Origin of the sequence: Ponticaulis koreensis DSM 19734, from assembly GCF_000420665.1 — a bacterium.
Taxonomy (GTDB): domain Bacteria; phylum Pseudomonadota; class Alphaproteobacteria; order Caulobacterales; family Hyphomonadaceae; genus Ponticaulis; species Ponticaulis koreensis.
This window is the reverse complement of sequence record NZ_ATVJ01000001.1, coordinates 1552402-1568387: the sequence shown is the minus strand read 5'-3', so window position 1 is coordinate 1568387 and position 15986 is coordinate 1552402. Positions and strand designations below refer to the sequence as shown.

The 15986-nt window shown below is 55.0% G+C and carries 19 protein-coding genes; 3 read left to right on the top strand and 16 right to left on the bottom strand.

Features of this window, described 5'->3' with window-relative positions:
• Positions 1–107: 107 nt before the first annotated feature.
• Complete coding sequence (locus G523_RS0108075) at positions 108–1286, top strand: hypothetical protein (RefSeq protein ID WP_155802617.1); 1179 nt, start codon at positions 108–110, stop codon at positions 1284–1286.
• 59 nt (positions 1287–1345) lie between these two features.
• On the top strand, positions 1346–1765 hold the full coding sequence (locus G523_RS0108070; RefSeq protein ID WP_022694538.1) for a SufE family protein: 420 nt from the start codon (positions 1346–1348) through the stop codon (positions 1763–1765).
• On the opposite strand, the gene G523_RS0108065 is transcribed toward G523_RS0108070, so the two are convergent.
• The 15 genes from G523_RS0108065 to G523_RS0107995 all read right to left on the bottom strand — a co-directional run bounded on the left by G523_RS0108065 (position 1719) and on the right by G523_RS0107995 (position 13654).
• Positions 1719–2120, bottom strand: a complete 402-nt coding sequence (locus tag G523_RS0108065; protein ID WP_081648738.1) for a helix-turn-helix domain-containing protein — start codon at positions 2118–2120, stop codon at positions 1719–1721. The two genes, G523_RS0108070 and G523_RS0108065, sit on opposite strands and share 47 nt — an antisense overlap.
• 159 nt (positions 2121–2279) lie before the next feature.
• Positions 2280–2795: a PAS domain-containing protein gene (locus tag G523_RS0108060; protein WP_022694536.1), complete on the bottom strand. Its 516-nt coding sequence runs from the start codon at positions 2793–2795 to the stop codon at positions 2280–2282.
• Between the two features lie 139 nt (positions 2796–2934).
• Positions 2935–3363, bottom strand: coding sequence for a MucR family transcriptional regulator (locus G523_RS0108055; RefSeq protein ID WP_022694535.1), 429 nt, complete (start codon positions 3361–3363; stop codon positions 2935–2937).
• 450 nt (positions 3364–3813) lie between these two features.
• Positions 3814–5601 carry a Na(+)/H(+) antiporter subunit D gene (locus tag G523_RS0108050; protein ID WP_022694534.1) on the bottom strand — a complete coding sequence of 596 codons (1788 nt, stop codon included), beginning with the start codon at positions 5599–5601 and terminating at the stop codon, positions 3814–3816.
• Positions 5594–5917 (bottom strand): hypothetical protein, encoded by a 324-nt coding sequence (locus G523_RS20230; protein ID WP_022694533.1) that lies wholly within the window; start codon positions 5915–5917, stop codon positions 5594–5596. Before G523_RS20230 ends, G523_RS0108050 begins: the two co-directional genes overlap by 8 nt.
• Complete coding sequence (locus G523_RS0108040; RefSeq protein WP_022694532.1) at positions 5914–7392, bottom strand: proton-conducting transporter transmembrane domain-containing protein; 1479 nt, start codon at positions 7390–7392, stop codon at positions 5914–5916. The genes G523_RS20230 and G523_RS0108040 overlap by 4 nt, the downstream gene beginning before the upstream one ends.
• Positions 7389–8912 (bottom strand): monovalent cation/H+ antiporter subunit D family protein, encoded by a 1524-nt coding sequence (locus G523_RS18575; RefSeq protein ID WP_022694531.1) that lies wholly within the window; start codon positions 8910–8912, stop codon positions 7389–7391. The genes G523_RS0108040 and G523_RS18575 overlap by 4 nt, the downstream gene beginning before the upstream one ends.
• A gap of 3 nt (positions 8913–8915) precedes the next feature.
• The gene (locus tag G523_RS0108030) at positions 8916–9461 is read right to left on the bottom strand and encodes a sodium:proton antiporter (RefSeq protein WP_022694530.1); all 546 of its coding nucleotides are present in this window, start codon (positions 9459–9461) and stop codon (positions 8916–8918) included.
• Between the two features lie 3 nt (positions 9462–9464).
• Entirely contained in the window at positions 9465–9917 is a 453-nt protein-coding gene (locus G523_RS0108025) for a Na(+)/H(+) antiporter subunit B (protein ID WP_027441561.1), read from the bottom strand.
• Positions 9914–10531, bottom strand: coding sequence for a DUF4040 domain-containing protein (locus G523_RS0108020; RefSeq protein WP_033232364.1), 618 nt, complete (start codon positions 10529–10531; stop codon positions 9914–9916). The genes G523_RS0108025 and G523_RS0108020 overlap by 4 nt, the downstream gene beginning before the upstream one ends.
• Positions 10528–10905 carry a monovalent cation/H(+) antiporter subunit G gene (gene mnhG / locus G523_RS18570; RefSeq protein WP_022694529.1) on the bottom strand — a complete coding sequence of 126 codons (378 nt, stop codon included), beginning with the start codon at positions 10903–10905 and terminating at the stop codon, positions 10528–10530. The genes G523_RS0108020 and mnhG overlap by 4 nt, the downstream gene beginning before the upstream one ends.
• Positions 10905–11210 carry a monovalent cation/H+ antiporter complex subunit F gene (locus tag G523_RS0108010; protein ID WP_022694528.1) on the bottom strand — a complete coding sequence of 102 codons (306 nt, stop codon included), beginning with the start codon at positions 11208–11210 and terminating at the stop codon, positions 10905–10907. Before G523_RS0108010 ends, mnhG begins: the two co-directional genes overlap by 1 nt.
• A complete protein-coding gene (locus G523_RS0108005; protein WP_267879329.1) occupies positions 11207–11698 on the bottom strand; it encodes a Na+/H+ antiporter subunit E in 492 nt (163 codons plus the stop codon). Before G523_RS0108005 ends, G523_RS0108010 begins: the two co-directional genes overlap by 4 nt.
• 153 nt (positions 11699–11851) lie before the next feature.
• Positions 11852–13069 carry a DUF2336 domain-containing protein gene (locus tag G523_RS0108000; protein WP_022694526.1) on the bottom strand — a complete coding sequence of 406 codons (1218 nt, stop codon included), beginning with the start codon at positions 13067–13069 and terminating at the stop codon, positions 11852–11854.
• A gap of 141 nt (positions 13070–13210) precedes the next feature.
• Positions 13211–13654: a hypothetical protein gene (locus G523_RS0107995; RefSeq protein ID WP_022694525.1), complete on the bottom strand. Its 444-nt coding sequence runs from the start codon at positions 13652–13654 to the stop codon at positions 13211–13213.
• Between the two features lie 144 nt (positions 13655–13798).
• Between G523_RS0107995 and G523_RS0107990 the strand changes: the two genes are divergently transcribed.
• Positions 13799–15205: an MFS transporter gene (locus tag G523_RS0107990; RefSeq protein WP_022694524.1), complete on the top strand. Its 1407-nt coding sequence runs from the start codon at positions 13799–13801 to the stop codon at positions 15203–15205.
• A gap of 3 nt (positions 15206–15208) precedes the next feature.
• On the opposite strand, the gene G523_RS0107985 is transcribed toward G523_RS0107990, so the two are convergent.
• Positions 15209–15832, bottom strand: coding sequence for a TIGR02466 family protein (locus G523_RS0107985; RefSeq protein WP_022694523.1), 624 nt, complete (start codon positions 15830–15832; stop codon positions 15209–15211).
• Between the last annotated feature and the right edge of the window lie 154 nt (positions 15833–15986).

Here is a 15986-nt window from a genome sequence, read left to right as displayed (position 1 = left end):
AAACACGGGTTAACCTCTGTTACACGTATCTAAACGACAATTGAGGCCATATCGTGCTTCGCTGGTTGTAAGCACCCAGGCCGCGTTGATTATCGGGGGAGTCGCCCATGAGTTTAAGATACCTTATGTCAGGTCTCGCTTCAGGCATTCTCCTGCTTGCGTGTCAGACTTCTTATGCAGATGACACAGATTCGCCTTCTGAGCAGCAGGTTTCCCCTGAGAGTGGTAATTCTGAATCCGGAATTCGCCTGCCTTTCCTCGGTCGCACGAATGACATCGAAAACGACAAAGAAGAAGGCGAACCATCAGCAGATGCGCCTGCTGTCGAAACTGTTGTCACAGAGGCCACTCCTATAGCGCCGCCACCTCCACAGCCGGATCTTCTGTCTCAGGCGGCTATTGCCTATGGCAGCTTCCATACGGACGTCTCTACTTACAATCGAGACTTCAATTCCAGCGATGAAGTCCAGACCGCGCTTGATGCGCTCGGCTCCCATAATCCTCAAAGCCTTGCATCCGGCTGGCTGGCCTATTCGGCTATGCTGGCGTCACAGTCAGAGGTCTTCGAAGAAGGCGTTCTGCAGGCGCGTGACGCGTTCGGTCGTGAACGGTTCCTGATGGGTATGCGCAATGACCCGTCCTATGCGCTCTCCATTCGCGGCGCAGACCATGCCATGTCCTATGTACTTGGCGCGAGCGACTCTGACGCCCGCCGTATCGACGAAGTCGGCGAGAATATGCGCGAGCAGGCTTATTCCCTGCAGCAGCTCGGCTGGGCACGTGCCCGTCTTCCGGGTCTTCCGGCAGATGATGCCCGCGCGCTGCGCGAGGCCGCTGCGATCGGTCGTCCGCAATCTGTTGCTGTACAATCCCTTCTGCTTGGCCCGAACGCTGAAGCGGCTCTGGCCAATGCAAGCTTCCTTGGCGGCTCATCCTCCATCTGGGATGCCATGACGGCCAGCGGTACAGATATCCGCCTTCCAGGCTTTGGCGCGCGGCCGGCGAACGTCACGCGCGGACAGTACCGCGTGGCCAGCGATCACCGTCGTACAGGCGGCAATATCGCAACACTCGCGGCGCTTCGCTATATGGACGAGACCGAGACACAGAACGAGTTTGTGGCCTCAGCGCTGAACGATCCGCAGACACAGGGCTGTTTTGAAGAAGCACAGCTGAACCTGCTTCAGTGTGTGTCAGCATCCCGCAACGTGTTCGAACGTCCGTTCTGCATCGGCGTCCACGCGCTGAAAGACGTTGGCTCCTGCGTCGGCAGCCTCGCCGAATAAGACGGTTTTTCTCCGCCGCCCCCTTTCCTTTTGCGGCGGAATAGCCCATCTGGCGAGCTATGAGCGTACAGACACAAGCAGACGAAATCCGTGACACCTTCGCCTTCCTCGACGATTGGGAAGCGCGCTATGAACATATTATCGATCTTGGCAAATCCCTGCCGGCTATGTCCGCAGACGATATGCAGGATGTCTATAAGGTTCCAGGCTGTGCCAGTCAGGTCTGGATTGTCCCTGAAGAGGGTTCAGGCAGCCTTGTAAGCTTCCGCGCAGGATCCGACGCCATTCTGGTGTCCGGCCTGATCGCGCTTCTGGCTGAGCTGTTCAACAATCAACCGGGCTCTGAAATTCTTGAGTTCGACGCGCCAGCCTTCTTTTCCGAAATCGGCCTCGATGAAGCGCTAAGTGCGCAGCGCGCCAATGGTCTACGGTCTATGCTTGGGCGTATCCAGAACCTTGCCCGCGCGCAGACTGAATAGCGCTCGACTGCCACATACCGCGCAGAACACGCCCCGTCCGCGGGGACAGGCCGGTTACAGCGCGCAATGCGCCCTCCAGATCGCTGAGCCAGTCATCAAACTCAAGCTCGTCGCGTAAGTCTTCTATCTGGTGGACGGCGTGGGCGACGGTCGATTTATCACGGCCAAATATCTCTCCCACCTGAGCGAGCGATAGCGAGCAGCATGTATGCGCCAGATACATGGCCACCTGCCTTGCGCGCGCAACAGACGTCACCCCGCGTGTTTCCAATAAAAGCTCATCAGGGGTCAGCCCCGTTACGCTGGCGACAAGGCCAGTTATCATCCGCGCTGTGTTCGATAGTTCAGAAGTCATATCCCACCATTTTTTATAGGTTCAGAGTGATGACCACACTCTAAGCCCCATTCTCTAAAGTAGGATTATATTCCTTTTCTGTATCATGAGTCCATATGAAAACACCCTCTCCTCAACAGGAAAGGGTGTCAGAATAAATCATGATCCGTCGGGTCGTTGTCAGAGGACGCTTTCGTGGACGGCCATGGGGGAACGCACCATATCGGCTGTCACCACCATAACTTCGCGAAGCACACCTTCACCTTTTTCATCGAACTGAATTCGGTCAAAACACAGGATCTGCTGACGCCCATCTGCGACAGGCTCCAGAGGAAGTCGCATCCAGTGGTGCGCGCGGCGGTGGCCAACTGGCGTCACACCGAATACAGGCGAACGGGTCGCGCGGCAGCGTCTCAATGCGCCATCCCACGGAAGATCGCCTCCACATTCGTCGGACACCATGCGACCACGCACTTCGTATCCAAGTACTTCTTTAAGTCCTTCGCCGGTCAGTCTGAACTTGAAGTCGTCATCTAACTGATATTCCAGAATAGATACATGCTTCAGATAGTTCCGCATGCCAGCAGGGCCGAGTTCTGCACGTGTTGGCAGCCGGTCTGGTCGGCAATACGTCGACCAGTACTTAAGAAGCTTTGCCTGGTCTGAAGATAGAACCTGCTTAAGTCTCTGATCCATAACTTGCTCGTGTGTTTTACCGATATAGTTAACATCGGTTAATTCGAATCACCCGCCAAGCCTTAATTCAACCTTTATTCACTTTTTCTTGTGTTTTCTTGTTTCGAAAGCGAAACGATAAGCAACTATTGTCTCTATATTAGCCTTTAGTTTGCCCAAGACCCATTTTCTTTGCGAGTTCCGAGCGCTGCTTTGCGTAGTTTGGCGCAACCATCGGGTAATCTGCAGGCAGGCCCCACTTCTCACGATACTCTTCCGGAGACAGGTTGTATTTGGAACGCAGGTGGCGTTTCAGTGATTTGAAGCGCTTACCATCTTCCAGACAAACCAGATAGTCCGGCGTGATGGATTTTCGCACCGACACAGCCGGCGTGACTTCTTTCGGCGCCTCGCTAGGTGTCACTGAAGACAGATCGCGAATAGTCGCATGAACCCGCTCGATTACATTCGGCAGATCATTGGCTTGTACTGGATTGTTACTCACATATGCAGCGACGACATCAGAGGTCATCTGAATAATCTGCGCATGCATGTCAGAATCTAAGTCATGGCTTAGAGTTGACGTCATTGTAGCCTCCCCGAGCCCCTTATGGGGTCTGTTTTATGCTTTTTAGCTTTGTTTGTAGCAGAGTATAATTGTCGAAACAGATTTGAAATCAAGATTAAACATTACGATAGGCCCAATTATTATACATAAGGCCTCTATTCAAGGAACATTTAGCGCTTCATTGCACCGCACAACCGCGGAAGGTGAATGAATACTTATAGTATGCAATATATATCGTTTTTCACAACTTGATATTCCAAAACGATATAACCGCTATCCATTTGGCATGACCTATTTTTGCTATGCAACACGCGGCAAAACGCAGGCGGCTCCTGCATTTCTCAGCATTTACAACATGGTCGCGCGCGCACAATGGGCGTAAGACCCGCTTTAGCCGGAGGTTTATCTGGCATTGCAGCAAAAAGGCCGCCCAAAGGCGGCCTTTCGCAAAATACAACGATTATTCAGCGATCAGTGCGGACCGACGATGAGCGCCAGAACCATGACAATGGCAAGGACAATACTTGTCCAGATCGCCATGCCAGCAGATAGCGGGCCGCGGCTCAGCTCACCCTGCGGGCTGAAGGTCGCTTCGATACGGTTGTAAACGCGGCGGGAGAGACGCAGCGCAGCGCCTGTCATTGCCGGACCAGCTTTGCTCCATACCGCACCTGTCCAGACGAGCGCGTGATAGAGCGGACGGCGATAAACCCAATCGAAATCGAGTACGACGCCGCGCTTCTCTGGCGGGTAAAGCTTCACACGGTTCAGTACGATGAAGGCAAGCGCCGCGAACACTAGCAGCTGCATCTGTGTGAGAACGTGGTCCGTGGTCCAGAGGCTTTGCTCCAGATACACCATCGCCTCATCCCGATACGGCAGCAGGCCGTAAAGGAACTCTGTACCGCCAAGGAACGGGAAGCCGATCCAGATACAGAAGAAGGATGCGATGCCCATAGCGAGCAGCATGTTGAACGGCGCCTCTTTCGGTCGCTTGCCACTATCGTGCGCGAAGAAGGCAAAGAACGGGATCTTGATGCCGGAGTGCTCCAGAACGCCCGCAGACGCGAACAGCAGCATCATCCAGATGATCGTCATATGCTCATAGCCAACGGCGCTCATGGTCAGAGACTTTGCAACAAAGCCTGAGAAGAGCGGGAAGGCAGAGATCGACGCCGCACCAATGATACAGAAGATCGCTGTAAACGGCATTGTGCGGTAAAGCCCGCCAAGCTCGGTCGCCTTGGTCGTGCCCACGCGATACATCACAGCGCCCATGCTCATGAAGAGAAGGCCCTTATAGATGATGTGCGCGAAGGCGTGCGCAGCTGCGCCGTTCAGCGCGAGCGGCGTACCAATACCGATCGCACAGACCATGAAACCGACCTGGTTGTTCAATGAGTAAGCCAGAACCTTACGCAGATCATTCTCGATCACGGCAAAGAAGACCGGGAAGACGGTCATGATCGCACCGATCCAGATCAGTGAGTCTTCGCCCGGGAAGAAACGCCAGAGCGCATAAACTGCAAGCTTGGTCGTGAAGGCAGACAAGACCACAGAGCCCGTATGGGTCGCTTTGGAATAGCTGTCCTGCAACCAGTTATGCAGAAGCGGGAATGCCGCTTTGATACCCAGCGCAACAAAGAGGAAGATCGCACCCGGATCATCCTGCAGGCTGAGGCCTTCACCTTCAGAGATAAATGCATCGAATTCGAGCGTGCCGAACTCACCCATGATGAAGGTCGCGCCCATGAGCAGAAGAACACCTGACAGGATCTGAATACCCAGATAGCGCATGCTCGCCTTATAGGCTTCAGGCGTACCGGATTTGAGGATCAGGAAGACGGACGAAACGGCCGTGAGCTCCCAGAACACAAACACGGTGATCAGGTCGCCAGCAAACGTAGCGGCAATCGCAGCACCGGCGTAAATCAGCGCCATAGAATCCTGCAAAGGATCCTTATTATGGAGCGCAAAGATGGAGTTCACCGTCGCCGCGATCAGGAAAGCCAGACCAAAGACGATAGAGACCCGTTCGACCTGATACAGGACGAAGGTCATATCCATCATGTTCAGCGTCGCCAGCGGCTCGCTCAGCGCGCTGTGAAGCACAAGAGCAGCAAGGCCGAGAAGCGGACCACCAATGGTAACAACAGCACGCGGGATCTCACCGCGGATAACGTAAGCCAGCATACCAGCCAGGATTACGATGAACCCCGGATTTGTATGAGACAGCAGAGACATCAATGTATCACCCATTGTCGGTCTCCTCTTCCGGCTCGTAATAGTTTTCCGGACGTCCCAGCAGCTTGCGCAGCGGCCAGCCGCTCAGAACCACGCCGCCAAAGGCTGCAAAGCCGAACAGCGCGTAGAACATTTTGAACTCGGCCAGGTGGATGTATTCATGGCGGTGGACAAAGAAGTCTGCCAGCGCCAGCCCTGCGGCCAGAACACCCACGAAAATGAATGTGTAGAGACCCGCTTTCGGATGGCTCGTCCATCCGAAATAGCGCTCCCCCGAATGCTTTGCAGGACGCGTGTCCTGCGTGTGTTCTTCAGGCGTTATCTCGCTCATGGGCGCGCTCCAAACACTGGTGAAATGAAGTCGGAGATCACATCAACTCCGAAGAAGAGAACGAAACAGCCGGTTGCGGTAATCGCCAGCGGCAGAACCGTCAGGAATGGCGCACCGCCCGGACGTTTGAAGCCGGCAACTTCCAGCGTGTCTGCGTTTGGCGGCATAAGGCCAAGCAGAGCAATCGGCAGAAGATAGGCAACATTCAGAAGCGTTGAGGCAATCAGCACGTAAACCACATAGATATGGTCGGCATCGACTGCGCCCTGCATCAGCTCATACTTCGCCCAGCTACCACCAAGCGGCGGAACGCCAATGATGGAGAGCGATGCGATCAGGAAGCAGGTAAAGACAATCGGCATACGACGGCCAAGACCGCGCATCTGGCTGATCTCTGTTTTGCCGGTGGCGACGTAAATCGCACCCGCACACATGAAGAGCGTGATCTTTGCCATAGCGTGCATTGCAATCTGGAGCGCAGCACCTGACGCACCGGCTGTGTTCGCCAGCATCGCACCGACGGTCACATAGGAGAGCTGTGAGACGGTGGAATAAGCCAGTCGTGCCTTCAGATTGTCTTTCGTCAGCGCGATGAGCGATGCGACGACAATCGTGAAACAGCCAACCCACATGACAATCTCTGTGCCCGGAAGAGCGGAGAGAAGATCAAGGCCGAAGATATAGACCGAGACTTTGAGGATGGTGAACACACCCGCCTTCACAACAGCCACCGCGTGGAGCAGCGCAGACACAGGCGTCGGCGCGACCATCGCGTTTGGAAGCCAGAAGTGGAATGGCATGAGCGCGGCTTTACCAACACCGAATGCGAAGAGCAGAAGCAGAACGCTACCAAGCGCCGGACCAACCTTACCAGCGAGCAGGCCGCCTTCGACAAAGTCGAGGTTACCGGCAATCGCAAACGTCCAGACAACCGCCATGAGCAGGAAGCCGATGGACGTTCCGAGAAGTGTCAGAAGATAGATACGCGCGCCGCGGCGGGCATTCTCATCGCCTTTATGGGCAACGAGCGGATAGGTCGAAAGCGTCAGGACCTCATAGAACACAAACAGTGTGAAGAGGTTACCCGCCATCGCAACGCCCATCGCGCCAAAGAGTGCGAGACCGAAGCAGACATAGAAGCGCGTCTGGTTACGTTCGCGGCTTCCACGCATATAGCCGATGGAATAGAGCGAGTTCAGGATCCAGAGGCCACTCGCAATCATGGCGAACATGGCTCCCAGCGGTTCCAGCTTGAACGCAAAGGTCAGGCCGAGCGCAATGTCCGGCGATTCCAGAGCGATTTCCTGCCCCGAACCTGTCCGGATCGCGAGAACCGTACACAGGATGAAGAGCGCGCCCGCACCAACCAAAGTCGCGGCTTCGCGAACATCCGGAATGCTGTTAAGCGCCAGAACCGCGCCGGCAACCAGCAGCGGAATAAGCAGGATAAGGGAAATCAGAAGCTCATTGCTCATGGCTGACCTCCGGAGAATGCAACATTGGCCGCGCCATCCGTCAGTGACGTAATAAAGGACGCATCAAGGCCGAAATAGATACTTCCGAGCGCAAGCACCCAGAGCGGAATAAGCAGCATAAGCGGAGCTTCCTTCACCTGCAGCTGTGCTGGACCAGGTGTTTTGAAGAAGACCGTCTCAAGCATGCGACCGACATAAAGAACCGCGAGAACGGAGCTGATCGCCAGAACGACAACCGCCCACCACCAGTCCTGCATCAGGGCCGCCTGGAACAGAGCAACCTTGGAGAGGAAACCTGCCGTCAGCGGAACACCGACAAGGCTGAGCGCGGAAATGCCGAGCGCAGTCGCTGTCCACGGTGCTTTACGGGCAACGCCTGCAAAGTCCTTCAACTGCGAAGAGCCAAGGCTCATGACCACACCCGCAACCGCCATGAAGAGCGCGCCCTTCATGAGTGCGTGGTTGATCATGTGGAACATGCTGGCCGAAAGGCCTGCAGCGCTGGCGAGCGACAAGCCCATCAGCATATAGCCGACCTGAGCAACAGAAGAATATGCCAGCATGCGCTTGATATTCGTCTGGAACACTGCCTGGAAGGAACACGCAATCGCCGCGACAGCCGCCATAGGCGCAAGCACCCAGGTGAAGACGACCTGCTGGAACTCAAGCTCTGGCGAGAAGACAGAGAAGAGCAGACGCACAAGTGCGTAGAACGCGACCTTGGTTGCCGTCGCTGACAGGAACACCGTCACGAAGCTCGGAGAGTAAGTGTAAGCGTTTGGCAGCCATTGGTGCAGCGGGAACATCGCCGCTTTCAGCGCAAGACCGGCCACGATGAAGGCAAAGCCTGCATGGATTGTCTTGCTGTCGGCAACTTCCGGAATACGGGACGCCATGTCCGCCATGTTCAGCGTACCGGTCGCAGCATAGAGGAACCCAATACCGATCACGTAGAAGGTCGCGCCGAGCGAGCCCATGATCAGATAGTTGTACGCCGCTGTGAAGGCGCGGCGGTCACGAGACCCACCGATTGCCACCAGAACATAAGTCGAGATGGAAGAAATCTCGAGGAAGACGAACAGGTTGAACGCATCGCCTGTGATTGCAACGCCCATAAGGCCCGCAAAGCAGAGAAGATACGCAGACAGGAAGAGCGAACGCTTTTCCTCGTTAATATCCTGAACAATGGTCGGCATCGCGAAGATTGTCGCCAGAACACCGATCACAGAAACCAGAACCAGAACCGGCGCATTCAGCATGTCTGCCGCAAACTCAATACCCAGAGGCGGCGCCCAGCCACCCAGCGCATACGAGACACGGCCATGCGCCATTACATCCTGCAGAAGCGCGAACGCGAAGACTGAAGACGTAATGATGCCAAACAGAGCGAGCGCCCAGGCAATACGCCATTTCGGCATCGCTGCGCAGATCGGTGACAGGAGCATAGGCCCCAGCACGACCAGCACCGGCAAATGTCGGACCCAGCTTTCAGGCAGCAGAGAAAGAACATCTATAAGCATGGCTTAGGCAGTCTCCGCAGAAGATTCAGTTTCAGCATGTTGGATGTCCGCTTCACGAACTTCGTCCATTTCAATCGTGCCGTAAGATTCGCGGATGCGGACAACGATCGCGAGGCCAACAGCCAGCGTCGCAACACCCACAACAATCGCGGTCAGGATCAGAACGTGAGGAAGCGGATTTGAGTACACTTCCTGCAAAGGCTGGCCGCCGATATGGTTCGGATCAATAATGCCGTCGATAAACGGGCGTCCAAGTTCGTCCACACCTGAGGCTGCTCCATAGCCTGCACCATGAGCCGCATCAGCGCCATGACCACCGCCGTGATCATCGCCATAATCTTTCGGGTAATCACGGCCGAACAGGATCGGCGCAGAACCGCCATTGATCTTACCCAGCGTGATGTAAAACAGGAAAACGGATGTCTGGAACACGGACAGGCCAATCAGGCGCTTGATCATGTTTCCAGCCTGGAAGGTCACATACAGACCAACCATCATCAGGATGATGATTGCCCAGTAATTGTATCGTTCAAAGATGAATTCGGCCATGTTCTACCAGTCCTCATCATCAATTTCAGGCGCACGACCAGCGAACGCATAGAAGATTGTAAGCATGCTGCCTGCGACCGCGAAGAGAACGCCAAGTTCAATCACGATAATGCCGATATGCTGGCCCCAGTGACCATCCGGGCCTTCCGGAATCACGAAGTCATAATCGAGGAACAGGCCGCCATTCAGCATCGCCCAGACGCCGACGGATCCGTAAAGCAGGAAGCCGAAGAGCGCGAGTGTGCGTGCGAATGTTGCTGGCACGAGACGCAGCGCCTCAACCACACCGAAGATCAGCGCATAAAGAATAATACCAACGGCAAAGATCACACCCGCCTGGAAGCCGCCGCCCGGCGAATAGTCACCGTGGAACTGAACATAGAAGGCGTAGAGCGTGATAATCGGGATGAGGAACTTAGCCGTCACCCGCAGGATTACGTGGTGGTCGGTTTTCACTTCTCGCCTCCCTTTTTCTTTTTCAGGGATGCAGACAGGGAGCGCTCGCCAAAACCGAGCAGCAGCGCAACCGCCACACCTGCAATGAAGACAACGCCAACCTCGCCGAATGTATCGAAGCCACGATAGCTGGCGAGAACAGAGGTTACGACGTTCGGAATGCCGATATCTCCATAGTTACGCTGCAGGAATTCCTGCGCGAGATAGGAGTTGGCCGGAGAATCCGGATCACCAAAGCCTGGAAGGTCAATCGTCGCATAGAACAGGATTGCACCAGTAATCACGACAACCAGCATAGGCGCGATGCGCTTCAGCGGCTTGTCTTCCTTGGCCACCCGCACGGTCAGCAGCATGGCGCCGAGAATGAGCGCTGATGAAATGCCCGCGCCAACCGCAGCCTCGGTAAAGGCAACGTCGACGGCATCGGCAATCACAAACCATGTCGCAGACAGAAGTGAGTACACACCAGACAGCATGACCAGCGCGAACAGGCTGCGCAGACGCGCAATCGCGATCGCGGTGATCGCCATCATTGTCAGAACGCTGATATCAATAAGAATAACCGAGAGGTCCGGCCCCGCGACCTGAGCCGCAGTATTAGCTACATCGCTCATGCCTCGTCCTCCTCTTTAGCCTTTTGCAGGCCGATTTTACCGATGATTGGCTCAAGCCCGGCTGTATAGGCCGCGTTGGCAATCGCGTGTGCGCTTGTCGGGCCAGTCAGCACGAGGAAGAGACCGATCAGAATGAGTTTGAAAACAATCAGAAGCCCCGGCGCCAGAAACGCCATACCCAGAATAAGCGTCAGCGCGCCGAGCGTATCGGTCACACTGGCCGCGTGAAGGCGGGTATAAAAGTCAGGAAAGCGTAGAACGCCGGCCGCAGCGATAACGGTAGATACACCGCCAATCGCACACAGAAGCGCGCCCACAAAATGGCGCCAGCCCGGCGCTGTGATCACGCCGATAACGTCGTTAAAGAACTCCATTATTCAGCCTCCCCTTTCGGCTCGACTTCCGGCTTGATGAGCGAAATCTGGAAGGAGCGATAGCGGAAGAATTTCAGGATAGCGATCGTCGTAACGAAGTTGATCAGCGCATAGAGAAGCGCGATGTCCAGAAAGTCCGGACGCCCCATCATGAAGCCGACAAGCGCCAGCAGAACAACGATTTTCGTACCGACGGAGTTCACAGCCAGTACGCGGTCGTACAGCGATGGCCCTACGAACAACCGGATAAGCAATAACGCAATCGACACAAAAATGCCGACTGCCGCTACAGACAGAAGGGTCATTTGCTTGTCCCCTTTTCTTTGGACGGGCGACCATCACCGGCAAGTGAAGAACGGCGATCCATTTCCTCAAACGCTTCAGGCTGGGCATCCGCCTCATACAGGCCATGCACCAGCATGGAGTCATCATCAACGCGCAGCGTGACCGTGCCCGGTGTCAATGTGATGGAGTTTGCAAAAATCACTTTGGCGAGGTCAGACCGGCAGGTCGTTTTCACTTTCACCATAGTCGGCTGGATATCCATATCCGGCTTCAGAACGGCCTTAATAACCGTCAGGTTCGCCTTCAGGATCTCTTTGATCAGATAAGGCGTATACAGAAGAAACGGAATGATCCGGTGATACGGAGACGTTTCACGGTCTTTCAGCCCAAGTCGTGTTGCCAGAATGACCGTGATTGCTATCGAAATCACACCCAGCGAGAGAACCACAGGCTCGTATATGCCCGACATTCCCAACCACAACAGCGTTAAAGCAGTTGCCAAACCCATCACGTAAAGCACGTGTCCAGACCTCATGCCCAATTCATATAATTGGGGCTAGACCTAGTCTAGCAGATCGGACTTGACCAGCGTGGAGTGAGAATTTCTTGCGAATTTTTCTGAACTGCAATCCGCATGCACAGCAATGATGGGCCCTCAGCCCTAATCCTTGCTGACACCGCCAAATACGAGACGGGCTGTTCGCATAGACGATGAAAACTGATGTGACCTGTTCGCGTCTTCATCATCCATATTCACCGGCTTCAGATTGAAGGATGAGGAGAGCGACCAGTTCCAATAGCGAAGCGTCGTTTGTGCCTTAGCAACGCTCATCATTTCGTAGATTTCCTTGATCCGCTCATAATGCGGATGAAGCACGCCCGGACCAATTTCGGCCGGTCGTTTCATCGCCACCCAGAGGCGCATCAGGTAATGACGCTTCAGGCCTGTTGCCTTACACAGAACGGCGATCGCCTCGCCGCCCGGATCCGTCAGAATTTTCGCAGCTGTTACCGGCTTGATACCAGCCAGGTGGCCAATTTCCTGCGCTGAATCGCGTGTCAGCCCCTGCTTTTCAGCCGCTTCAATCGCCTCTTCCAACGAGTCATACGGGCTACGCTCGATGGCAGCACGGTTGCGCTGGCGACGTTCGATCAGTTGAAGTGTTTTACGCGTAACCGGATCAGACCAGCCTTCGGAGGCCGCGAGTCCGAAAATATCACCACAAACATCAATAAGCTCAGCCCGATCAGCCGAAAACTTCATCAGGATTTTCCGACGGTCGTCCTCATTTGACCACCAGAACATTGTCATGGCGTGGTTCGGCGTCATCTCATCGCGGTCGATAAGCATTGAGCACAGATGCTCGTTTGCGCGCGACAACTCCATCAGATCATCCATGGATGTTTCCGAAATGAAAGAGCGGCGCGATTTAAGCATGGTCTCAATGGCCGGCACGTGACCAATATCAACCAATGTATCGCAAACTGACGGTGGCAACGTCTTGCGTCGAGCAATCGCTTCCGCATGCAACGGTGTCGAACGTTTCAGAATGAAATTCAGATCTGAATCGTCCAGAGATTCATTCTGTTCAAGCAGCTCGCGAGCCACCTCAATCGAACACATACCGAGATAGCGCAGGACGCGGCGCGGCGCTTCCTGTGTCGGCACCAGACGGCGTGCGCAGAAAATACGTTCTTCCTCTTCCGCATCGAACAGCATTTCGAGCAGAACATCGCCTGCCATGGACCTGTCTTGCGGCGGAATGCGGGAACTGGGCATGGCCACGACATCAATCAGACGACGAAGAAGTGTATTTCTTGCGCGGCGCGGCGTTTCGGCAGCGGCCTCTGAAAGAAGAAGTGCTGGATCAGTAGCCATGTGAGTTCCCAAAAGTACTAATCGAGAATTATGCCGCAAAAGACTTAACGGGGTCTCACCAGACTACATAAATACACCGCCATAATGGCCTGATCCCGAGTTTTTATTCGCCGTAAAAGCGAAAAACCACGTCCCCCAAATTTATCGTTTTTCAGGGTGAATGTATAACAGCAGAAGTGAAGCGGTAAGCGCGGCGACGGTCAGGTAGAAAGCCGCCCCTGCATCGCTCTCACCTGTGGCTGGGATGTTCAGATCCATCCCGACCCATGGCGAGAGATGAATGCCCGCCAGCACCAGAAACAGAAGGCTTGCAAACCGCGCCCCTGTTTTGCGAAACGGCGGGATAAACAGCAGAAACGCAGCAAGCAGCTCCAGAACGCCCATAATTACCCGCCCTGTCGGCTCGAACAGGGCAATGCCCGTGCCTTCAGCCAGTGACGAAAAGACGATACTCTCGCCCGGCAGGTCATAAAAAATCACCTGCCCGACGACCGGTTCCGGCCATGGATGCACTGTCCAGTGAAGAAAAACAGCGATCAGGAAAAGGGCAAGTAACCAGCTTAGGCTGTTGCGAATTGCACGCATGTTTCAGGTCCTGTCCTGTCTGTTCCCTGCACGCATTGTGATGACCAGTCTGTCGCAAGGTCAAGATTGCCACATGGCTAGACTACTGACATTCCGGACGATACGTGGCAACGATGTCCGCCGGAATAACAGACAGGCGCTCAGATGAGTGAAGAGTTCGACAAGCTGGATCGCGAAGTGATGGAGGGCGCCCGCTCTCCGATAGCCGGCGTTGATTCTGCATTGGCTGCGGGAGCAGCGTTCAGATCACGTCCGCGGATCAAGCGTCACGTATCGCGCGAGCTGCCAGCTTATCTCATCGTGCAATCCACCTGGTTCATGGCCTTTGGCCTGCAAATGGTGCTGTTTCCTTACCTCATCACCATCAAGCTCGGCCTTGATGGCACAGAGCTTGGCATTGCCAATATGGCGCTGGCTGCGCCGTCCGTCGTCTTCCTTCTGATTGGCGGCGTGGTGGCAGAGCGCGCAGATGGCAAGCGCATGCTTATGCTCTTACACGGGCTTGCGGCCTTTCCGGCCATTATGCTGGCACTGGCCGTGCATGAAAGCTGGCTCGCATACTCGCTTATGGTCGGTTATGGCATTTCGATGGGCACGCTTGGTGCCTTCATGATGCCCGCCCGCGATTCCATTCTGAATGAAGTGGTCGACCGGCGCGCGCGCACCGGCTCTAACGTCACCCTCCAGCGCGGCGTTGCCTTTGCGACCCTCGCCCAGTTTGCAGCTCAGGTGATGGGTATTGTCCTCGGCGGGTATGCCGATAAGGCGACCAAAATGCCGCCTTTCCTTGGTGGTTTCACAATTGGCCCCGTTTCTTCAGAACATCTTCTCTATTTTCAGGGCTTCATCGTTGCCTGCGGCGCGTTCGCGGCGCTCTGGCTCGCACGCGGACGTCAGGTCACGACAGGCCGCAGCGGTCTGGGCGCGGCCTTTGGCGATATGTCGGACGGCTTCCGCACAGTAACGAGTAATAAGCAGCTTCTGGCGATGACGCTTTCCATGTTTGGCGTCGGCATTTTCGTAATCGGCTCGTTTCTTGTTGTTCTGCCAATGATCAACCGCGAAGTGTTCGGCCTCGGCCCGGATGGCATTCGCGATATGTATGTGACCTTTTGGTTTGGCGCGTTTGTGTCATCAGCCATTCTGTCGACCGTGGGCAATTTGAAACGCCCGGGACGCCTGCTCCTCACCTCACAATTCCTCGGCTCAATGGTCATTCTGGTAATGTTGTGGGAAGGCATTAAAGACTATCACGAGATCTTCCTCGCCATTGTCTTTATCTGGGGTCTGGCGGGCGGCGTCTCTATCGCGATGAGCCGCTCAATCGTTCAGGCCGCGGCGCCGAAAGACCAGCTTGCTCGTGTGCTGTCTATCTATCAGCTCGGCTTTATGGCGGGTGCGCCAATTGGCGCGTTTATCATGGGCTTTGCGGTTGATAACTTCGGCCCGCACAAGATTGCATTCGTACCCGCCCTCGGCATGGCCATTATCGTCATCTGGATGGTTCTGGGCTCACCGATCTGGAACATGAAATCGGAAGAGACCTCGTAGCTATCAGCTCAGATTAAAGCTTATCGACAGGCGTGGCTCATCGGCCATATTCACCAGCACTTCATGACGTAGCCAGCTCTCCCAGAAGAGCGCCTGCCCGACCTGTGGCTGGAAATAGATGAAACGCTTCAGATCGGCCGCGATATCAGCTTTCTGCGGCGGTGAATTCATCATGAAAGGCAGGCGCGGGTCTTCAAACCGGATCGCGCTGGCGCCTTCTGGCAGGTCCAGATAAAACGTGCCTGACAGGACCGAGTTCGGGTGGATATGCCCGGAATGGCCCGCGCCCGGATCAAGCACATTCACCCAGAAACTATTCATGCTGAGCTTGTGAGAGCCGAGCTCGAAGCCCAGCTCTTTGGCGTAGGCGTTGGCCGCTTTCACAAGGCGCTTTTCAAGCTTTCCGAATGCCGAAATCCGCTGTGGCAGATCATTCAGCGACGCATAGGATGTGTAGCCGAGATAGCCCTGCTCTTCACACCATTGCTGGCCGGCCTCATCGCCTTCAGCCAGCATGACGACGCCATCAATCAGGTCATCGATAAACTCGGCATCCTTAGCCGGATCGACAATCGGGCACTCATGAATCTGTGTCGCGAAATAGCTGCGGGTGACGGCTTTGGTCATCTGGGAAAATCCTGCAATTAACAAATGGCCTTATGACGCGGCCTCGGAAACCGCGCAATGCGGCGAGAAGGCAAGTATTGTCCTAAGTTTTCCGGTAATTTCATTTACCAGTGTTAATCTCCCCGTCACCTGTACGCAGTATATACATGTAACC